The sequence below is a fragment of the Duganella sp. Dugasp56 genome (assembly GCF_047304105.1).
GTDB lineage: Bacteria > Pseudomonadota > Gammaproteobacteria > Burkholderiales > Burkholderiaceae_D > Rugamonas > Rugamonas hordei.
Genome location: NZ_JBGLYQ010000050.1, coordinates 13,013 through 28,667 on the forward strand (window position 1 = coordinate 13,013; position 15,655 = coordinate 28,667).

Annotated in this window: 19 protein-coding genes; 11 read left to right on the forward strand and 8 right to left on the reverse strand. The window is 60.0% G+C overall.

The window, feature by feature from the left end:
• Positions 1–7 precede the first annotated feature (7 nt).
• On the forward strand, positions 8–415 hold the full coding sequence (locus tag ACCD07_RS26965; RefSeq protein WP_176654262.1) for a DoxX family protein: 408 nt from the start codon (positions 8–10) through the stop codon (positions 413–415).
• Between the two features lie 101 nt (positions 416–516).
• Positions 517–945 (forward strand): VOC family protein, encoded by a 429-nt coding sequence (locus tag ACCD07_RS26970; protein WP_353403989.1) that lies wholly within the window; start codon positions 517–519, stop codon positions 943–945.
• A 93-nt stretch (positions 946–1,038) separates the two neighbouring features.
• Here ACCD07_RS26970 and ACCD07_RS26975 read toward each other — a convergent pair whose 3' ends face one another.
• Positions 1,039–1,887, reverse strand: coding sequence for a helix-turn-helix domain-containing protein (locus ACCD07_RS26975; RefSeq protein WP_413449124.1), 849 nt, complete (start codon positions 1,885–1,887; stop codon positions 1,039–1,041).
• Between the two features lie 106 nt (positions 1,888–1,993).
• Here ACCD07_RS26975 and ACCD07_RS26980 point away from each other — a divergent pair, with 106 nt between their 5' ends.
• Together ACCD07_RS26980 and ACCD07_RS26985 are read left to right on the forward strand one after the other, a co-directional pair.
• Positions 1,994–3,430, forward strand: coding sequence for a cytochrome P450 (locus ACCD07_RS26980; RefSeq protein ID WP_413449125.1), 1,437 nt, complete (start codon positions 1,994–1,996; stop codon positions 3,428–3,430).
• Between the two features lie 38 nt (positions 3,431–3,468).
• Positions 3,469–4,047, forward strand: coding sequence for a hypothetical protein (locus ACCD07_RS26985; protein WP_413449126.1), 579 nt, complete (start codon positions 3,469–3,471; stop codon positions 4,045–4,047).
• A gap of 3 nt (positions 4,048–4,050) precedes the next feature.
• On the opposite strand, the gene ACCD07_RS26990 is transcribed toward ACCD07_RS26985, so the two are convergent.
• Positions 4,051–4,860: an NAD(P)H-dependent oxidoreductase gene (locus ACCD07_RS26990; RefSeq protein WP_413449127.1), complete on the reverse strand. Its 810-nt coding sequence runs from the start codon at positions 4,858–4,860 to the stop codon at positions 4,051–4,053.
• A gap of 84 nt (positions 4,861–4,944) precedes the next feature.
• On the opposite strand from ACCD07_RS26990, the gene ACCD07_RS26995 reads away from it, so the two are divergent.
• The 4 genes from ACCD07_RS26995 to ACCD07_RS27010 all read left to right on the forward strand — a co-directional run bounded on the left by ACCD07_RS26995 (position 4,945) and on the right by ACCD07_RS27010 (position 7,154).
• Positions 4,945–5,844: a LysR family transcriptional regulator gene (locus tag ACCD07_RS26995; RefSeq protein ID WP_176654256.1), complete on the forward strand. Its 900-nt coding sequence runs from the start codon at positions 4,945–4,947 to the stop codon at positions 5,842–5,844.
• 46 nt (positions 5,845–5,890) lie between these two features.
• Positions 5,891–6,406, forward strand: coding sequence for a hypothetical protein (locus ACCD07_RS27000; protein ID WP_413449128.1), 516 nt, complete (start codon positions 5,891–5,893; stop codon positions 6,404–6,406).
• 66 nt (positions 6,407–6,472) lie between these two features.
• A complete protein-coding gene (locus ACCD07_RS27005) occupies positions 6,473–6,736 on the forward strand; it encodes a BrnA antitoxin family protein (RefSeq protein WP_413449129.1) in 264 nt (87 codons plus the stop codon).
• A 16-nt stretch (positions 6,737–6,752) separates the two neighbouring features.
• Positions 6,753–7,154, forward strand: coding sequence for a GFA family protein (locus tag ACCD07_RS27010; RefSeq protein ID WP_413449130.1), 402 nt, complete (start codon positions 6,753–6,755; stop codon positions 7,152–7,154).
• A gap of 101 nt (positions 7,155–7,255) precedes the next feature.
• Here ACCD07_RS27010 and ACCD07_RS27015 read toward each other — a convergent pair whose 3' ends face one another.
• Complete coding sequence (locus ACCD07_RS27015; RefSeq protein WP_413449131.1) at positions 7,256–7,492, reverse strand: hypothetical protein; 237 nt, start codon at positions 7,490–7,492, stop codon at positions 7,256–7,258.
• Positions 7,493–7,511: 19 nt separating this feature from the next.
• Here ACCD07_RS27015 and ACCD07_RS27020 point away from each other — a divergent pair, with 19 nt between their 5' ends.
• Positions 7,512–7,769: a hypothetical protein gene (locus ACCD07_RS27020; RefSeq protein WP_413449132.1), complete on the forward strand. Its 258-nt coding sequence runs from the start codon at positions 7,512–7,514 to the stop codon at positions 7,767–7,769.
• 218 nt (positions 7,770–7,987) lie between these two features.
• Complete coding sequence (locus ACCD07_RS27025; RefSeq protein WP_413449133.1) at positions 7,988–9,265, forward strand: hypothetical protein; 1,278 nt, start codon at positions 7,988–7,990, stop codon at positions 9,263–9,265.
• A gap of 341 nt (positions 9,266–9,606) precedes the next feature.
• Here the strand turns inward: ACCD07_RS27025 and ACCD07_RS27030 are convergent, their stop codons facing one another.
• Together ACCD07_RS27030 and ACCD07_RS27035 are read right to left on the reverse strand one after the other, a co-directional pair.
• Positions 9,607–10,911 (reverse strand): RES domain-containing protein, encoded by a 1,305-nt coding sequence (locus ACCD07_RS27030; RefSeq protein WP_413449134.1) that lies wholly within the window; start codon positions 10,909–10,911, stop codon positions 9,607–9,609.
• Positions 10,912–10,991: 80 nt separating this feature from the next.
• Positions 10,992–11,909, reverse strand: a complete 918-nt coding sequence (locus ACCD07_RS27035) for a hypothetical protein (protein WP_413449135.1) — start codon at positions 11,907–11,909, stop codon at positions 10,992–10,994.
• A 63-nt stretch (positions 11,910–11,972) separates the two neighbouring features.
• Here ACCD07_RS27035 and ACCD07_RS27040 point away from each other — a divergent pair, with 63 nt between their 5' ends.
• On the forward strand, positions 11,973–12,155 hold the full coding sequence (locus tag ACCD07_RS27040; protein WP_413449148.1) for a hypothetical protein: 183 nt from the start codon (positions 11,973–11,975) through the stop codon (positions 12,153–12,155).
• On the opposite strand, the gene ACCD07_RS27045 is transcribed toward ACCD07_RS27040, so the two are convergent.
• From ACCD07_RS27045 to edd, 3 genes are all read right to left on the reverse strand, one after another.
• A complete protein-coding gene (locus ACCD07_RS27045; RefSeq protein ID WP_413449149.1) occupies positions 12,081–12,599 on the reverse strand; it encodes a hypothetical protein in 519 nt (172 codons plus the stop codon). The two genes, ACCD07_RS27040 and ACCD07_RS27045, sit on opposite strands and share 75 nt — an antisense overlap.
• 276 nt (positions 12,600–12,875) lie before the next feature.
• Positions 12,876–13,499 carry a bifunctional 4-hydroxy-2-oxoglutarate aldolase/2-dehydro-3-deoxy-phosphogluconate aldolase gene (gene eda / locus ACCD07_RS27050; RefSeq protein ID WP_176654252.1) on the reverse strand — a complete coding sequence of 208 codons (624 nt, stop codon included), beginning with the start codon at positions 13,497–13,499 and terminating at the stop codon, positions 12,876–12,878.
• 3 nt (positions 13,500–13,502) lie between these two features.
• Complete coding sequence (gene edd, locus ACCD07_RS27055; protein WP_413449136.1) at positions 13,503–15,425, reverse strand: phosphogluconate dehydratase; 1,923 nt, start codon at positions 15,423–15,425, stop codon at positions 13,503–13,505.
• Positions 15,426–15,655: the final 230 nt, after the last annotated feature.

Here is a 15,655-nt window from a genome sequence, read left to right on the forward strand (position 1 = left end):
AGACCTTATGAAAATATTTACTCGCGCGACGGCCGGCACCGACCTGTTGCGCCTCGTCCTGTGCGCACTGATCTTCACCCACGGCGCCTACCGTTTCTACGAAGGCAGCAGTCCCATTCTCGGGCAAATCCTCGAAGACCAGGGCTTCCCGGGCGGCAGCGGCACCATCCTGGCCTACGCGGTCAACGTGACCGAGACGCTGGGCGCGCTGCTGCTGGCCATGAAATTATTTACCTTGCCCGTCTGCGCCGCGCTGACTATCATCTACACCACCGGCATCATCCTGTTCCACCGCCACAACGGCTTCTTCGTGGTCGGGCCGGGCACCGGAGGCTGGGAATACAGCGCGCTGCTGATTACCTGCCTGGTGACCACCGCGTGGGAAGACTGGAAGCAAAAAATCTCCGTACGATAATCGTCCCGATGGAGGATAGCCATGCGCAACGCCGCCACACTCACCGTTTTACCGCCTGACCGTATTGCAATGCATGGCGTTCGCGCCGCGGAAGGCGCGGCATGACGCAACTGGCGCCCAACCGTTCGATCCAGGACGTGATGGTGATCCCGGTGCTGCACTACCAGGACGTGGCGGTGGCGGCGCAATGGCTGTGCGAGGCGTTCGGCTACAGCGAGCGGCTGCGCATCGGCGACCATCGGATCCAATTGAACATCGCCGGCGGCGCCGGCGCGGTGGTGGTGGCGCAGCGGCCGCAGCCGGCGCCGGCCTGTCCCCATCCCTGCCACTCGATCATGGTGCGGGTCAGCGACATCGACCAGCACTACAAGCGCGCCATGGCGAGCAAGGCGCGCTCGCTGAGTCCGCCGACCAACTACCCGTTCGGCGAGCGGCAGTATTCGGTGGCCGATCCCGGCGGCCACATCTGGACCTTCTCGCAAACGACGGCCGACATCGATCCCGCCACCTGGGGCGGCACCCTTCTTTAAACCCGGGGTCAGATCTGACATTTGGACACGAGCTCTACCGTAGCGGGTGCTACGGTAGAGCTCGTGTCCAAATGTCAGATCTGACCCCGGGTTTTACGTCCAGATGCGGTAGATCCAGTAGCTTTCGTCTTCGGACTTCAGGATGCGGGCCAATTCGTGCGGGCTGTGGCCGGTGATTTCGCGCGCCTCGCGGCACAGGTGGGCCTGGTCGGAATAGCCGCCGCGCGCGGCCACGTCGGACCACAACACCTTGCCCGCCATAAATTCCTCGCGCGCGTCGAAGAACGATTGCTCGGCGCGCTGCAGGCGCAGCAGCTTGCGCATCGGCTGTCCGGCGCGCGCCTTGATGTGGCGCTCGATGCTGCGCACCCCCCGTCCAAGCGCTGTATCGGCCACCTGCCACGCCAGATGCCGCACCCAGTCGCCCGCCGTGGCGCCGGGCCCACCGGGACGCGCCGCCTGCCAGCGTGGCTCGAGGAACGCTTCCAGCACCGCCAGCCGCGCCTGGTCGTCGGCGGCGGCCAGCAGCGCGTCGGACATCGCGCCCCATTCCGGCCCCAGCACCCGCTCGACCGCATCCCAGCGGTTGACCCACGCCGGCACGTTGATGCCGCTCAGCGCGTGCATGGCCTGCGGATAAAACATCACCATGAACACGCGCACCGGCCCCGGGTTGTAGGTCGCCATGGGCCGCGTCTGCGGGCCGACAAAGACGGCGCGCAGTTCCTCGTGCGGCATGCCCGCCGGCTCGACCACCTCGGCCTCGCCTTCGATGAACCAGGTGATGGAACAATGGGGCGTGGCCGGGAAATGATTGAAGCGGTCCGCCGCATCGGCCAGCGGCGCCTCCACCGTGCTGCGCGTGATGTAGGCGCGCACGCAGGAGGCCAGCGCAAAGGGCGGCACGATCAGGCGCGTCAGGGAGGGTTCGGTGGCGGTCATTTGCAAAGTTTATACTAAAGCGCGGCGGCCGGCGGTGTGTCGCAAACGTTCAATACGCGCCCCCGGCGGCAAGGCATAGTGAGGCATCGTCACACAAGGAAGCCACATGGAGAACACGATCACCGCCCCTGCCGCCAACCATCTGCGCACCATAGACAGCCTGCCGGGGCCGCGTCCCTGGCCGCTGGCGGGCAACCTGCCGCAAGTCCGCCCGCTGCGCGTGCACCGCGACGTCGAGGCCTGGAGCAAGCGCTATGGCCCCATGTTCAGGATCAAATTCGGTCGCACGCCTATCCTGGTGCTCGCCGGCCACGACCTGGTCAACGCCGTGCTGCGCGATCGGCCGGACGGCTTCCGCCGGCCGTCGATCACCACCCAGGTATCCGACGAAATCGGTGGGCGTCCCGGCGTGTTCATGGCCGAAGGCGCGGCGTGGCGCGACCAGCGGCGCATGGTGATGGCCGCGCTGGCGCCGCACGCGGTGAAGGCCTACTTTCCGTCGCTAGTATCGGTGGGACTGCGCCTGCAACGCCGCTGGCGGCAGGCGGCGGGCGACGGCACCGTCATCGACCTGGCCGAAGACCTGAAGCGCTTCAGCGTCGACGTGATCGCCGGCCTGGCCTTCGGCACCGAGGTCAATACCATTGACGGCGGCGAAGACGTCATCCAGCGCCACATGGACGTGATCTTGCCGGAGATCGCGCGCCGCTCGATCGCGCTGTTCCCGTATTGGCGCTACGTCAAGCTGGCGCGCGACCGCCATCTGGACCAGTGCGTGACCGCGCTGAGCAAGGCAGTCGATGACTTGATCGCCACCGCACGCGCCTGCATCGCGGCCGAACCGGCACGGCGCCAGCATCCCGTCAACCTGCTCGAAGCGATGATCTGCGCGGCGGACGAAGGCGGCAGCGGCGTCGACGACATCGCCGTGGCGGGCAACGTCACCACCATGCTGCTGGCCGGCGAAGACACCACCAGCAACACGTTGGCGTGGATGCTGTACCTGCTGCAGCGGAATCCGGCCACGCTGCAAAAGGCCCGGGAAGAAGTCATGCGCGTGGCGCCCGATGCCGCCGCCTTCAGCGTCGAGCAGATGGATGCGCTGGACTACCTCGACGCCTGTGCTCAGGAAGCGATGCGCCTCAAGCCGGTGGCGCCGTTCATTCCGCTCGAAGCGCTACGCGACAGCGTGGTCGGCGATGTGCGGGTGCCGGCCGGCAGCCTGGTGTGGTGCGTGATGCGCAACGACAGCGTCAGCGAAAGCCACGTCGCGCAGGCCGGCCTGTTCGATCCCGACCGCTGGCTGAAGCGCGGCGAAGACGCGATGGACAAACATGTGTCGATGCCGTTCGGCGCCGGCGTGCGCACCTGCCCCGGCCGTTACCTGGCGCTGCTGGAAATCAAACTCGCCAGCGCCATGCTGCTCAGCAGCTTCGACATTGAGTCCATCGATACGGCCGATGGCGAAGAGCCGGAAGAGCTGATGGGCTTCACCATGTCGCCGGTCGGCCTGCGCATGCGGGTACGCAACCGCGCGGAGTGAGCCGCGTGCCGCACAAGATCCATCGCATCGGCGCCTGCGTGCTAGGCGCCTTCCTGACGCTGCATCTACTCAATCACCTGCTGGCGATCGGCGGCCCGAAGGCGCATATCCACTTCATGGAGGCGTTTCGCGCGGTGTACCGCAACCGCGTGGTCGAAGTCATCCTGCTGCTGTGCGCCGCCAGCCAGGTCGCCAGCGGATTGATCTTCATTCGTCGCCGCTGGCGCGACCGGCATCAAGGACTGGACCTGTTGCAGCTCGGTTCAGGGCTGTACCTGGCGTTCTTCCTGCTGGTGCACGTGAGCGCGGTACTGGCCGGGCGCACGCGGTTCGGGCTGGATACGAACTTCTACTACGCCGCCGCGGGCATGCACGTGCTGCCGTATCGCTACTTCTTCATGCCCTACTACTTCCTCGCCGTGCTGGCGATCACGGTCCATCTGGCGCGGGCGCTGCACTGGCTTGCGCATGATCGCCTCAGCGCCGCGACGCTGCGTATCGCCAAGGTGCTGCTGGTGATAGGCGGCTGCACGGCCGCCACGCTGATCATCGCGGCCTTCTCCGGCGGACTGCATGACATAACGGTGCCGGCGAAATATCTCGCCACGTTCCGCTGACCGTCATCCCACACGAGGCGCCGGCAGGGCGTCCGCTGCAACGAGATGCGCGGCAAAGCCCGACAGCCCTGGCGCCACATCGGCTTTCAATGTCATGGCGGGGATGTCGTAGTCGCCGCCATTCTGAGGGCGGAACGGTATCGGCGCGGTTTGCGCAAGCGTGTCGAGGTGCTCTCCGAGTTCGCCGCACACGGCGGAGAATCTGGCGGCGTCCATGCGTTCGGCGCGATAGACCACCAGCGGCGGCAGGACATCGAAGCCGGGGTAGTACAGGATGCCATGCTGAATGGGGAACAGCAGGTCGTCGATAGCACCGTTGACGCCGCGCGGGCCGTAGTGCGACGCCCATCCGCCGGCCGTGACCACCAGCATGGCGCGCTTGCCGGCCAGCGTGCCCTCGCCGTAGCGGTCTCCCCAGCGCACATCCGAATGCTCGCCGACGCCGTAGCCGAAGCCGAAGGCATAGACACGCTCAACCCAGCCTTTCATAATGGCCGGCATGGAGAACCACCACATCGGGAACTGGAAGATGACGGTATCGGCCCAGCGCAGCTTGTCCTGCTCGCTGGCGATATCGGCGCTCTGTAAATCGTTGGCGTAGGCGCGCCGGGAATCCGCCACCGGGTCGAAACGGTCGCCGGCCGGGCCGCCGACGACATCGCCCGCATCGACCAGCGCCTTCCATTTCATCGCATACAGGTCGGATACCTGGACGGCGTGCCCCGCCGCTTCCAGACGCCGCACCGCAAAGTCCTTCAACGCGCCGTTCAACGACTTCGGTTCGGGGTGGGCATACACAATCAGAACATTCATCACGCTACTCCTTGACTGGAAAACACCAACATAGGAGCAGATGAGGTATATTGAAAATGAATTTCTAATATTCCAGGTATAGCCGTGAATAATCTCAGACGTCTGGACCTCAACCTGCTGGTGACGCTGGACGTGCTGCTCTCGGAGCACAACGTGACGCGGGCGGCGGAGCGCTTGAACTTTTCGCAGCCATCCATCAGCGTGCACCTGTCGAAGCTGCGCGACATCTTCGGGGATCCGCTGCTGCTGCCCGGGCCGCGCGGCATGCGGCCCACCGCGCGCGCCGAACAATTGCGCGAGCCCTTGCGGCTGGCGCTGGAAGCGCTGGGCCGTGCGGTGTCGCCAGCCAGTCCGTTCGATCCGCGCGAGGCGAACCAAACGTGGCGCGTGGCCGCCAGCGACTATGGCGAATCGACCATCCTGCTGCCGGCGCTGGCGGGCTTGCGCGCGGCGGCTCCGGGAACGCGGCTGGCGGTGCTTGAACTGATCCCGCCACGCATCGCCAGGCAGGCGGAATCGGGCGAGATCGACCTGGCCCTCCACACCAGCGAGGAAGCGCCGCCGGGCATGCGCCATCGGCTGCTGTTCCGGGAGCGCTACGTGCTGGCGGGACGCAGCGACCATCCGCGCCTGAAACGACGGCCGACGCTGGCGCAGTTCTGCGCCATGGAGCATGTCATCGTATCGCCCGACGGCGGAGGGTTCAGCGGCGTCACGGACCATGCGCTGGCCGCGGCGGGCTTGCCGCCACGGCGGGTGGCATTGTCGGTGCCGCACTTTTTGTTTGTGATATCGGCGCTGGCGAGTACCGATATGGTCGCGATGCTGCCGGAGCGGCTGGTGCAAGACCATCCCGCACTGCGCTGCGTGGCGCCGCCGGTCGAGGTGCCGGGCTATGAGATGGCCATGTTGTGGCACGAGCGCTCGCATCGCGACCCGGCGCATCAATGGCTGCGCGAGTACATCGCCCGCACGGTGGCTTGAGGTTATACTTCGGCGCTGAAGGCCTAGTCACCAATGAAGGATGTATATGAAGATGCTGTCTCGCGTTGACGCGAACGTCGCTGCCGAAATCCACCGGCAGTTTCCGCAATTGAAGCAAATCAGGGATCTGGACTCGGCCGGCGGCATGCAGCGCCTGGCGATCTCCGTATTCGATCACTGGATCGATGACGAGAGCGAGTGGCATCTGCTGGATTGCTTCGAAGGCGAAGAACGCGTGCGGCGGAACCAGAAATTCGCCCAGCACTGGGCGGCGCTGTTCGATCTCACGCCGGTTTATACGCTGCGCCATCGCGGCCGCTGGCCGGCCAAGGCCAAGCTGGTGCTGAAGCGCTACACCGACCGCGAAGGTTTCCTGCGCCAGTCGCGCTTCAACGACTACGGCGTGCCGTCGCAATTCATCATCCTGCCGGAACTGGGCTGCATCTACGCGGCCGGCTGGGACGATACCAATATCCTGTACTTCCAAAACAAGGAACAAGCCGCGCCGGTATTGGAACTTGCCATAAAGGCGGGTCTGTTTTGCCTGAATCCCAACCGCTGACGGCCCCGCTTGACTGCCTATGCATCAGATATGCATAATTTCTACTCCCCGCCACGGAGCAATACCATGCGCAACGAGTATGATTTCAGCAAAGGCAAACGCGGTGCGGTGATTGCCGCCAGCCGGAAGACGCGCATCACGATCATGCTGGATGACGACGTGATCGCATTTTTCCGGGCGAAGGCGGAAGCGCAAGGAACCGGGTATCAAACCCTGATTAACGGCGCGCTGAGAGACGCGATGCGATCATCCCAAGATCGCAAAGCAGGCGACAAACCCCTCACCGTAGCAACGCTACGCAAAGTATTGCGAGAAGAGTTTAATCTTTAAGTCCAGGGAGCGCCTGATGTCCTCCAGAATCGCATCCTGCTCATGCGGGCAGCTGAGTATCGAAGTAAATGGTGAACCGCGCGGAGTGGGTGTTTGCCACTGCTTCGCCTGCCAGCGCAGGACGGGCAGCGTGTTCGCCGCGCTGGCAAGTTTTACGGCGCCCTACTCGGTCAGCGGCAAGGCGACCGAGTATGTCCGGACCGGCGATCAGGGCGCGCAATTCATCTTTCGGTTTTGTCCCGTGTGTGGCACCAACCTGTTTCATACCGAGGTCGGCGAGGACGACAGCGTGAGCGTGGCCGTTGGTGCATTTGCCGATCCGGCTTTCCCGGCGCCGACAGTCTCTGTCTACGATTGCCGCCGGCATTCTTGGGTGCAGTTGCCATCGGACGTAGAAGCCTTCAGCAAAGATCCGTGAGGAAGTTAACAACTCACAGCTCCAATGCTTTCACCAGTACGAAGATTAACTCCAATCCAACATCTATACCCTTTTCCCGGCTCACGCGGGCTGTATGTGCATTACGCATTGCCTTTGCGTCGATCCCGGTCGCCTTTCTCCTGGCTGCAGGTCGGATGGAAGTCAGGCGCCATCGAATCGAATATTTCCTTTGCCGGCCGGCCTTCGATCGCAATCGCGAATTTCCGATCAGTTGGCGTTGGCGCTGCCCGCTCTCCCGGCTCGCCTGAGTAAATCAAATAACTCGCGCGAAACGCCTTATAGTCCCCCAGATATGCGAGAAGAGTGGTCTGCGCCATTGGTGCTATCGCAGGGGCCTTGGGTGGTGCAGAAGGTGCTGCAAGCGGTGCGGAGCTTGGGGCTGCAGCCGGAATGTTTGCTGGGCCGCCTGGTGTCGTTGTTGGTAGTCTGACAGGAGCAATCATCGGAGCTCTTGTTGGTGGTGCGGCCGGCGGGTCATCAGGTGCTGCGCTCGGCGAAATCGTCGATGAAAATATTCTCGATAATTTCGTGCGCCTGAACTGTGAATTCAGCTTCGGAAAAACGAGCGCAGACGTCTCTGAACCGACTTTCTAGGAGTCGTAGCGCCTAGCCCCTGGATGCAACAGCATCCGTCCTGATGGTCTTAAGGACGCCCCGCGACGGGGCGTCCTTCAAGTAATCCCCTATGTCCGCGTTGGTTTGCACCTGATACACTTCGAGCGAACTCACCACTACCCGTCACGGCAACCGCGCCCGATAGTGGTAGGACTGCAAAGCAGCGTCTAACACTTTAAGAAACACGGAAAATAATTGTGCTGCAAATCGACATCCGAATTGAAGAAATCCCAAACACTTTTGCACGCTTTCGGGCAATAGTGAACGAGTCGCACTGGCTGAAGCGCGTAAAAATTGTGCGGCAGCGGATTAGGGACAATCCATTTCTTGAACAGTACTTACTGAGCGAAAGTTCTGTCGCGTTTGCGTTCGCTTATTGCAGCGAGCTGGTCGCACAATACGGACGCATACCAGATACTCAGATTGGCAACCGCTCGATCTACCCTGCAATTGGCTTCGCCACGCAAGTGTTATCGATATTGGAAACATCGACAGAGCAGCAGAAAAACGCCCTCATTCGGCGAATTCACGGTGCGATTAAAAATCCCTACGATATGCGCGCTATGCAACTGGAAATGTTGGCGGCAACTCATTTTACACGACGGGGATACAAAATCCGCTGGCCTGAAACGGAGGGCATAGGAACATTTGACCTTCTGGTTGACGGCATCGGTAGCAACGGATTAGAGGTGGAATGTAAGTCCATATCGAACGATAAGGGACGAAAAATCCACAATCACGAAGCGCTGGAATTCCACAATTACCTAGCTCCTCATCTAAAGGAGATCGCTGAAAATTTGAACACCGGATTGGCGGTGGTGATGACGATTCCTGGAAGGCTGCCCACCGCCATTAAGGCCAGAAGAGATTTGGCAACACGGGTAAAAGATCAGATACTGGCAGCTCAAAGCCTGTCGCTGAATGACGAGGCTGGTATACGCATCACTGAATTCGCTCCCGCGCAGCTCATCGATGTTAATTCGTTTCATCGCAATGCGAACACAAGGATGTTCGTAGACCAGATCACCGCAACAAATAACCGTGAATCTATAATAGTTGGAGGTGCACGAGGGGGAGTTGTCATCTTCGTGATGCAAAGCCGCCAAGATGACAGCTTCCTGAAATCGGTCTTTGGAACGCTTAGTGACTCAGCTCGAACTCAAGTAACCGGAACGCGAGCAGCTCAGTTCTTCGTCGGCTTTCAAGGAATCGATTCCGATGGACTGCTGCGAACTGCACAACAGGATGCAGACCCGAACCAAGGTCCCACACAACTTGCACGTGACGTTTCGAAATTCCTAAACAGCGCAGACCGGCCCCACGTAGTGGGTGTTGGATTCGTGAGCCAGAGTGAGCGCATTGACAGTAAAGACAATTTAGTTGAAAACAGAGGGACTGTTTATAATTTCCTGAAAAATGAAAGCACCTACTGGCACAACGATTTCAAGGGGATGTTTGGCCAACTAAAATGGTGAAGCTCTCGCAGTATCAACAAACGGGGTAGCATCGCTACTCCGTTTTCCACATTGACGCAAGCTTAGAGAGGATCACTCCGTGGAAGAACTGAAAGCACTGCTCCCCTCCCTTATCCCGGTCGCCACGGCAATCATTGCCGCCGCTGCAGTGGTTACAGCAACACTAATCACATCTTGGACAACCAAGAAGCGTGAGCGAGACGCCGACACTTGGGGATCGTTCCGTTTCTGCGGGCACCGCCTCGCTATCCGTGCAGCAGGAACACTCAGGAAAATCGTATCAGCACACTGAGCGACCACGCGTCCCAACTTGCCAGGGACTTTGCAAGTTCGTTGACAAATCACAGATCGTGTTCAGCATTGTAGGCATCGTCAGCATCTCTCAAATCTTGCTCACTCTGAAGGCTGTAGCCATCACTCGTGGAGGGGATCACCATGAGCAGACTAGGACTGTACTGAACGCCATCGACCCGATGAAACGATAAGCTGCCAGGTGTGTACTCGACCGGAAAGACATCCTTGGCATCATCCAACAAATCCCTAACAGGGAACAGCACCACATTGACGCCTCCTGCGTCCTGCGCTGACTTGAACATGATTCCGTCGAGCTGCGGACTATGCACGTGCGCAAGGTACTCGGCCATTGTTTGTGTGATAAGGTAGTCAGCCTCATTGCCAGGTGTGACTGGTTTTGTAATCAGTTTATGCAGTTTTCGTAAAAACTGCCGTGTCTCCCGCGCTGTGCGGAAGTCCGGCTGGAGCAAATTCCAATTGTCGTCGAACGAACGTTCCAGCCGTTCAAAATCCAGCAAACGAAGTGAGCGAGTAAAACCCATTTCTATAACCGCCACAGTCTCACCTATTGCTGGCCGTAGCTCGGCGATAGCAGTTTCAGGCTTCATCGCACAGTACAAAACCACAACACCTTCCGGGCTCATACGTCCAGCTCGCGCCCTTATCCTCGGGGGAGGCCCGACCTTCAGGTATGGCTCAGACACTACGCTTTTAACATCATCCGATTCAATGGCTCGCGCCCGATAGATAACCATGCCGCACGCCATTTCGCGCACGACATTCTCAACAGATTGAACATCTGTTCCGAACGTTTTTACCGCTTCGACATCGGTAAATAAACGTTTGAAAAAACCGAGAACCGCCTCGCTAAAAAATCTGCGCTTATGCTTCAGTTCGTCAGTCAAATTGTTCCAATGGTAGTCGAAATATTCAACCGACACCTTCTCACGTACGCGAGAGTACAGCGCATCGTTACCGAAAAAACATTCGTCTCCGTCTTGCGGCCAGCAGTCTTCACTTTCCACAATAGCAGTGACAAGCTCGTCTAAGAAGTCCAAATCTTGCCCAAGCATTTCGGAGACAATGGTATCCAGCGGATCACCACATGGCTCGTGGTAGTCACGATCATCTTCGCTCGGTACGAATCGCGTTTCACCCGTCCCAAAATTCTGTCGGATAATCGTTGCCAACACATCCGCAAGGCGGTTGACGTCAAAAACGTGCGACTTATCTTGCCCGCATACAGCACACGGCTGCGATGTCCCCCCTTGGACAATTCGCTGTTTCAGGTGAACATTAGTGGCACAGTCGCTGCAAATTGACATAAATCGTTTACCTGCTTCTTGCTTCAATCAAATCGTCCGCTCAATGCTAGGCGGGCAAAGAAAAGGAGTGCTCCGGCACGCTGAATTCAGCGGAAAGTTTGACAAAGTTAGATGCCGTAGTATCGTTGCAGCGCTGACGTCAGCAGGCCGCCGGCTACACCCAATTCAATGTTCCAAGACGCATCAATGGCCTTGCCCATCATGCGTTTTATCCAGCTCTTGACGGCGGGGCCAAATTGTCCATCCGCAGTCGTCGCCGGGTCAGTGCGAATTGCTTCATTCAGCACGACTATGTCGTCCTCCGCAACACCGCGGCTGCGGAGCTCCGTCGCAAGTGCGTTTCCATCGCCTTTCACGTTCCGGTTGCTGACCCGCTGTTGATTCTGGCTGCCGCCTATTTGGAATGTAGCGTTGTCTCCGATCACTGCTCCGGCAAACATACTTTGGACATCGATCAAAGCAGCAGCAGATTTTGCATCATTGTCGGACATGGAATCTCCAATTTTTTCTCGCAGTTCAAGAATGAAATCTAATAAACGCGAGCGAACCTCAATGAGAAGTTGCCTGATCTGTGGCAGTTCTACTTGTGACCATATTTTTTCAAAATGAAATCCACTGCTCAACAGCCCACCAAGCATAGAGAGAAGTTCTGGAGGCATTGCCCTACTGAGGTGTTTATCGCCATCATCACCGCTAACCATCTTCTCCAGCACGCCAAGCGCCTCCGTCATCTCCTGCGCTTCCCAATACTCACGAAACTCTTCAGGTAAATTCGTTAATGGCACCAGCTGCGACTGCGCGACAGTGTGCCATCCGTTCGAGATATTCCCAAGAACACGAGCATGCAATTTTCGATACGGCGGGACGCTGCTTATGTCACGGTACCCAATTAACTCATCGTTCACCCAGCCAACCAATTCATTCTGCCCGATTGCTCGCAGCAGCACCTTAGTTTTCAAAAGTGCTTCGTTCAGCGACCCACTTTCGTTCATCAGCAGTTCGACTATATCGTCCAGTAATTTCATTTTCGTCCCATTGTGGCCTTGACTTGGTTATGCCAGCATATCACCGTCATTCCACGCCGAATGATGCACCTTCGCCGCGCTTGGCAGCACACGCTGCGATGCCTTTACACTGCTGCTGTCGTCGCTGCCCAGAAGACATCGGAAAGGAGGCATCGTGCTTTTTTGAAGGGGCTACTTCATCGCACGACAGACGGCGTTCTGGGCATCAATGGCAGTAGTTGGATAACGGTCAACCGCCATGCCTGATGCTTGTCGTAAGCATAGTAGCTTCGCCTGCATCGCAGCCAGCCGTGGAAGCACCTTACTTTCACCACATGCTTTATCGTTGTAAGCAGCAACCACAGCCCATGCAGGCAGGTCCGAATGGTTCTTGTCCGCGTAGAACTGGTTAAAGATACGGATTCCAGGCGCGGGGTCTGCAACGTGCGGCTTCGTGAAGGACCAACGAGCGCTACAAAAGCGCGCCACCTGCTTACCCTTGCCATCGAAGGGTTTACAGAACAGATCGCCCTCCGTGGTGTTTGGAAAGTCAGGGTATGTGTCGCATAAGGCATCAATGTAGCCTGCCTTTTCGGCATCCGTCCGAGCTGCCCATCTTTGGGCTTCCGAAGCGACGCCCTGGGCGATGGCCGTCACGGTCAGATTCGATAGCCCGATGAGTAACACGCCAGCCAAACTGGCTTTCAACATACAACCTCGCCGTAGGAAGTTATCAACTTGCTCAGCATACTGCCCTGTAGCGTCAGCGTCTACCTCTTGACCGGACTGATCCGTATCAAAAGGGCAGGGTCTAGTGATAAACCTCGTTTTATGGTGAAACCCTTGTTCCAGCTTTGGCCATACTTAATCCCCTTTAGTTTAGATACCTAACCAGAAGCAGAACGGCCATAAAAAAACCCCAAAAGTTGGAATCCAACTTTTGGGGTTTTGTTCAGCTAACGCCGTTTTACTTCAGGCCTGGTCCTATCAGCGCAAGCCGCTGGCCGCCTTGGCCAGGTCCGTAATGCGCTCCCAATCGCCAGCAGCGATAGCATCCTTCGGCGTCAGCCACGAGCCGCCCACGCAGGCGACGTTTTTCAGCGACAGGAACTGCGACGCGGTCTCTTGCGAGATGCCGCCGGTCGGGCAGAACGTCACGTCCGGCAGCGGACCGTAGATCGCGTTCAGCATGCCGATACCGCCCGCCGGCACCGCCGGGAACAGCTTCAGTTGGCGGAAGCCCTGCTCGCGCGCGGCCATCACTTCCGACGGCGTCATCACACCCGGCAGCAGCGGCAGGCCGCTGCTCTTGGCGGCGGCGATCAGCGCCGCCGTCAAGCCTGGCGAGACGCCGAACACCGCGCCCGCATCGCGCGCGGCGGCAAATTCCTCCGGCTGCGTCAGCGTGCCGACGCCGACGATCGCGCCTTCGACGGCCGACATGGCCTTGATCGCGCCCAGGCCGTGCTTGGTGCGCAGCGTCACTTCCAGCACGCGGATGCCGCCGGCCACCAGCGCCTTCGCCAGCGGTACTGCATGTTCAGGTTCGTCAATCGCGATCACGGGGATCACGGCCGAAGTACGCATAATGTCGAGCAGAGTCATGGTCATAATTTACGCTTCTTTCTTCATCGAGTAATCTTCATCGGAACCTGGCACGGTATTGCCGACCGGGTCTTTGTCATGCAGGCCTACCGTGGTGGGAATCGGCGACGGCAGCCCAAAGGTGGTGGCGCCCTTCTCCGCTTCGCATACGCTGTTGCGGAACATGGCGAACAGTTCACGACCCATGCCCACGCCGTTCGGCGTCAGGTCGGCCGTGGCCAGCGAGCGCGAATGCCATACGCTCGATTCGACCAGCGCTTCGAGCGTGCCGGTCTTGGCGCAGACGCGGATGATGTCGCCGTCGCGCACCAGGCCGAGCGGACCGCCGGCCAGGATCTCCGGCGATACGTGGATCGCCGCCGGCACCTTGCCGGACGCGCCGGACATGCGGCCGTCGGTCACCAGCGCCACGTGGCGGCCGGCGTCCTGCAGGTTGGCCAGCGCCGGGGTCAACGCGTGCAGTTCCGGCATGCCGTTGGCGCGCGGGCCCTGGAAGCGCAGCACGGCGACGAAGTCGCGGTCCAGCGTGCCGGCCTTGTAGGCGTCCATGAAGTCTTCCTGCGAGTTGAACACCAGCGCCGGCGCTTCCACCGTCTGGTGTTCCGGCTTGACGGCCGATACCTTCATCACGGCGCGGCCCAGGTTACCCTGTACCAGCACGGTGCCGCCGTCCGGCGAGAACGGCGCGGTGATCTTGCGCAGCACCGCTTCGTCGCCCGACTCGGTCGGGGAGTCCTTCCACACCACGCCCTTGCCACCCTCGCCCAGGAACGGCTCGGCGCAGTGCGCGCGCAGGCCCTTGCCCAGGATGGTGGTGACGTCGTCGTGCAGCAGGCCGCCGTCCAGCAGTTCGCGGATGACGAAGCCGGTGCCGCCGGCGGCGTGGAAGTGGTTCACGTCGGCGTTGCCGTTCGGGTAGATACGGGTCAGCAGCGGCACCACTTTCGACAGCTCGTCGAAGTCGTTCCAGTCGATGACGATACCGGCCGCCTTGGCGATGGCCACCAGGTGCAGCGTGTGGTTGGTCGAGCCGCCGGTGGTCAGCAGCGCGACGACGGCGTTGACGATGGACTTCTCATCGACCACGTGGCCGACCGGCAGGTATTCGTTCGATTGCGCGGTGATGACGGCGGCGCGCTTGGCGGCGGCCTTGGTCAGTTCGTCGCGCAGCGGCGTGTTCGGAGTGATGAAGGCGGCGCCCGGCAGGTGCAGGCCCATGACTTCCATCAGCATCTGGTTGCTGTTGGCGGTGCCGTAGAAGGTGCAGGTGCCGGCGCTGTGGTAGGACTGCGATTCGCCTTCCAGCAGTTCGGCGCGGCCGACTTTACCTTGCGCGTACAGCTGGCGGATCCTGGCTTTCTCGGAATTGGACAGGCCGGTGGTCATCGGGCCGGCCGGCACGAACACCGCGGGCAGGTGGCCGAAGTGCAGCGCGCCGATCAGCAGGCCCGGTACAATCTTGTCGCACACGCCCAGGTAGACGGCGGAGTCGAACATATTGTGCGACAGCGCCACGGCGGTGGCCATGGCGATCGCGTCGCGCGAGAACAGCGACAGCTCCATGCCCGGCTGGCCCTGCGTGACGCCGTCGCACATGGCGGGCGTGCCGCCGGCGAATTGGGCCACGGCGCCGACTTCGCGCACGGCGTCCTTGATCAGCGCAGGGAAGCCTTCGAACGGCTGGTGCGCCGACAGCATGTCGTTATAGGCCGAGACGATCGCCACCGACGGCTTCTTGAGTTCCTTCAGCGACAGCTTGTCGTTGGCGGGGAAGGCGGCAAAGCCGTGCGCCAGGTTGGTACAGGCCAAAGCGCCGCGCTGTACGCCCTTGACGCGTGCCGCTTCAAGATGGGCCAGATACGCGCCGCGCGATGGTTTGCTGCGCTGGATAATGCGAGCGGTGACGGTTTCCAGGACTGGATGCAGGGCCATGAACGTTCCTTATCAATGAATTCCGTGAAATTTTACTACAAAAATTCGATTTCATCCGACTTTTCTTATCGGACGATGGCCAAAGTCGATCACGCGGGCATCATGTACTCGAAGGCGTGCCGGCCGGTCTTGCCCGGCATGGGAGCGGTAACAATGCAAAAATCCTACCGTTTTGACGTAACCGTAGTGAATTTACCGTTTTTTCCTGTATCATTCACGCATCCCTCCCT

What these genes read in the sequence shown, in the direction of transcription:
- ACCD07_RS26965 (WP_176654262.1), top strand. Translation starts at nt 8, where the DNA reads ATGAAAATATTTACTCGCGCGACGGCCGGCACCGACCTGTTGCGCCTC.
- ACCD07_RS26970 (WP_353403989.1), top strand. Translation starts at nt 517, where the DNA reads ATGACGCAACTGGCGCCCAACCGTTCGATCCAGGACGTGATGGTGATC.
- ACCD07_RS26975 (WP_413449124.1), bottom strand. Translation starts at nt 1,887, where the DNA reads ATGACCGCCACCGAACCCTCCCTGACGCGCCTGATCGTGCCGCCCTTT.
- ACCD07_RS26980 (WP_413449125.1), top strand. Translation starts at nt 1,994, where the DNA reads ATGGAGAACACGATCACCGCCCCTGCCGCCAACCATCTGCGCACCATA.
- ACCD07_RS26990 (WP_413449127.1), bottom strand. Translation starts at nt 4,860, where the DNA reads ATGAATGTTCTGATTGTGTATGCCCACCCCGAACCGAAGTCGTTGAAC.
- ACCD07_RS27000 (WP_413449128.1), top strand. Translation starts at nt 5,891, where the DNA reads ATGAAGATGCTGTCTCGCGTTGACGCGAACGTCGCTGCCGAAATCCAC.
- ACCD07_RS27005 (WP_413449129.1), top strand. Translation starts at nt 6,473, where the DNA reads ATGCGCAACGAGTATGATTTCAGCAAAGGCAAACGCGGTGCGGTGATT.
- ACCD07_RS27010 (WP_413449130.1), top strand. Translation starts at nt 6,753, where the DNA reads ATGTCCTCCAGAATCGCATCCTGCTCATGCGGGCAGCTGAGTATCGAA.
- ACCD07_RS27015 (WP_413449131.1), bottom strand. Translation starts at nt 7,492, where the DNA reads ATGGCGCAGACCACTCTTCTCGCATATCTGGGGGACTATAAGGCGTTT.
- ACCD07_RS27035 (WP_413449135.1), bottom strand. Translation starts at nt 11,909, where the DNA reads ATGAAATTACTGGACGATATAGTCGAACTGCTGATGAACGAAAGTGGG.
- ACCD07_RS27040 (WP_413449148.1), top strand. Translation starts at nt 11,973, where the DNA reads ATGCACCTTCGCCGCGCTTGGCAGCACACGCTGCGATGCCTTTACACT.
- ACCD07_RS27045 (WP_413449149.1), bottom strand. Translation starts at nt 12,599, where the DNA reads ATGTTGAAAGCCAGTTTGGCTGGCGTGTTACTCATCGGGCTATCGAAT.
- eda (WP_176654252.1), bottom strand. Translation starts at nt 13,499, where the DNA reads ATGACCATGACTCTGCTCGACATTATGCGTACTTCGGCCGTGATCCCC.
- edd (WP_413449136.1), bottom strand. Translation starts at nt 15,425, where the DNA reads ATGGCCCTGCATCCAGTCCTGGAAACCGTCACCGCTCGCATTATCCAG.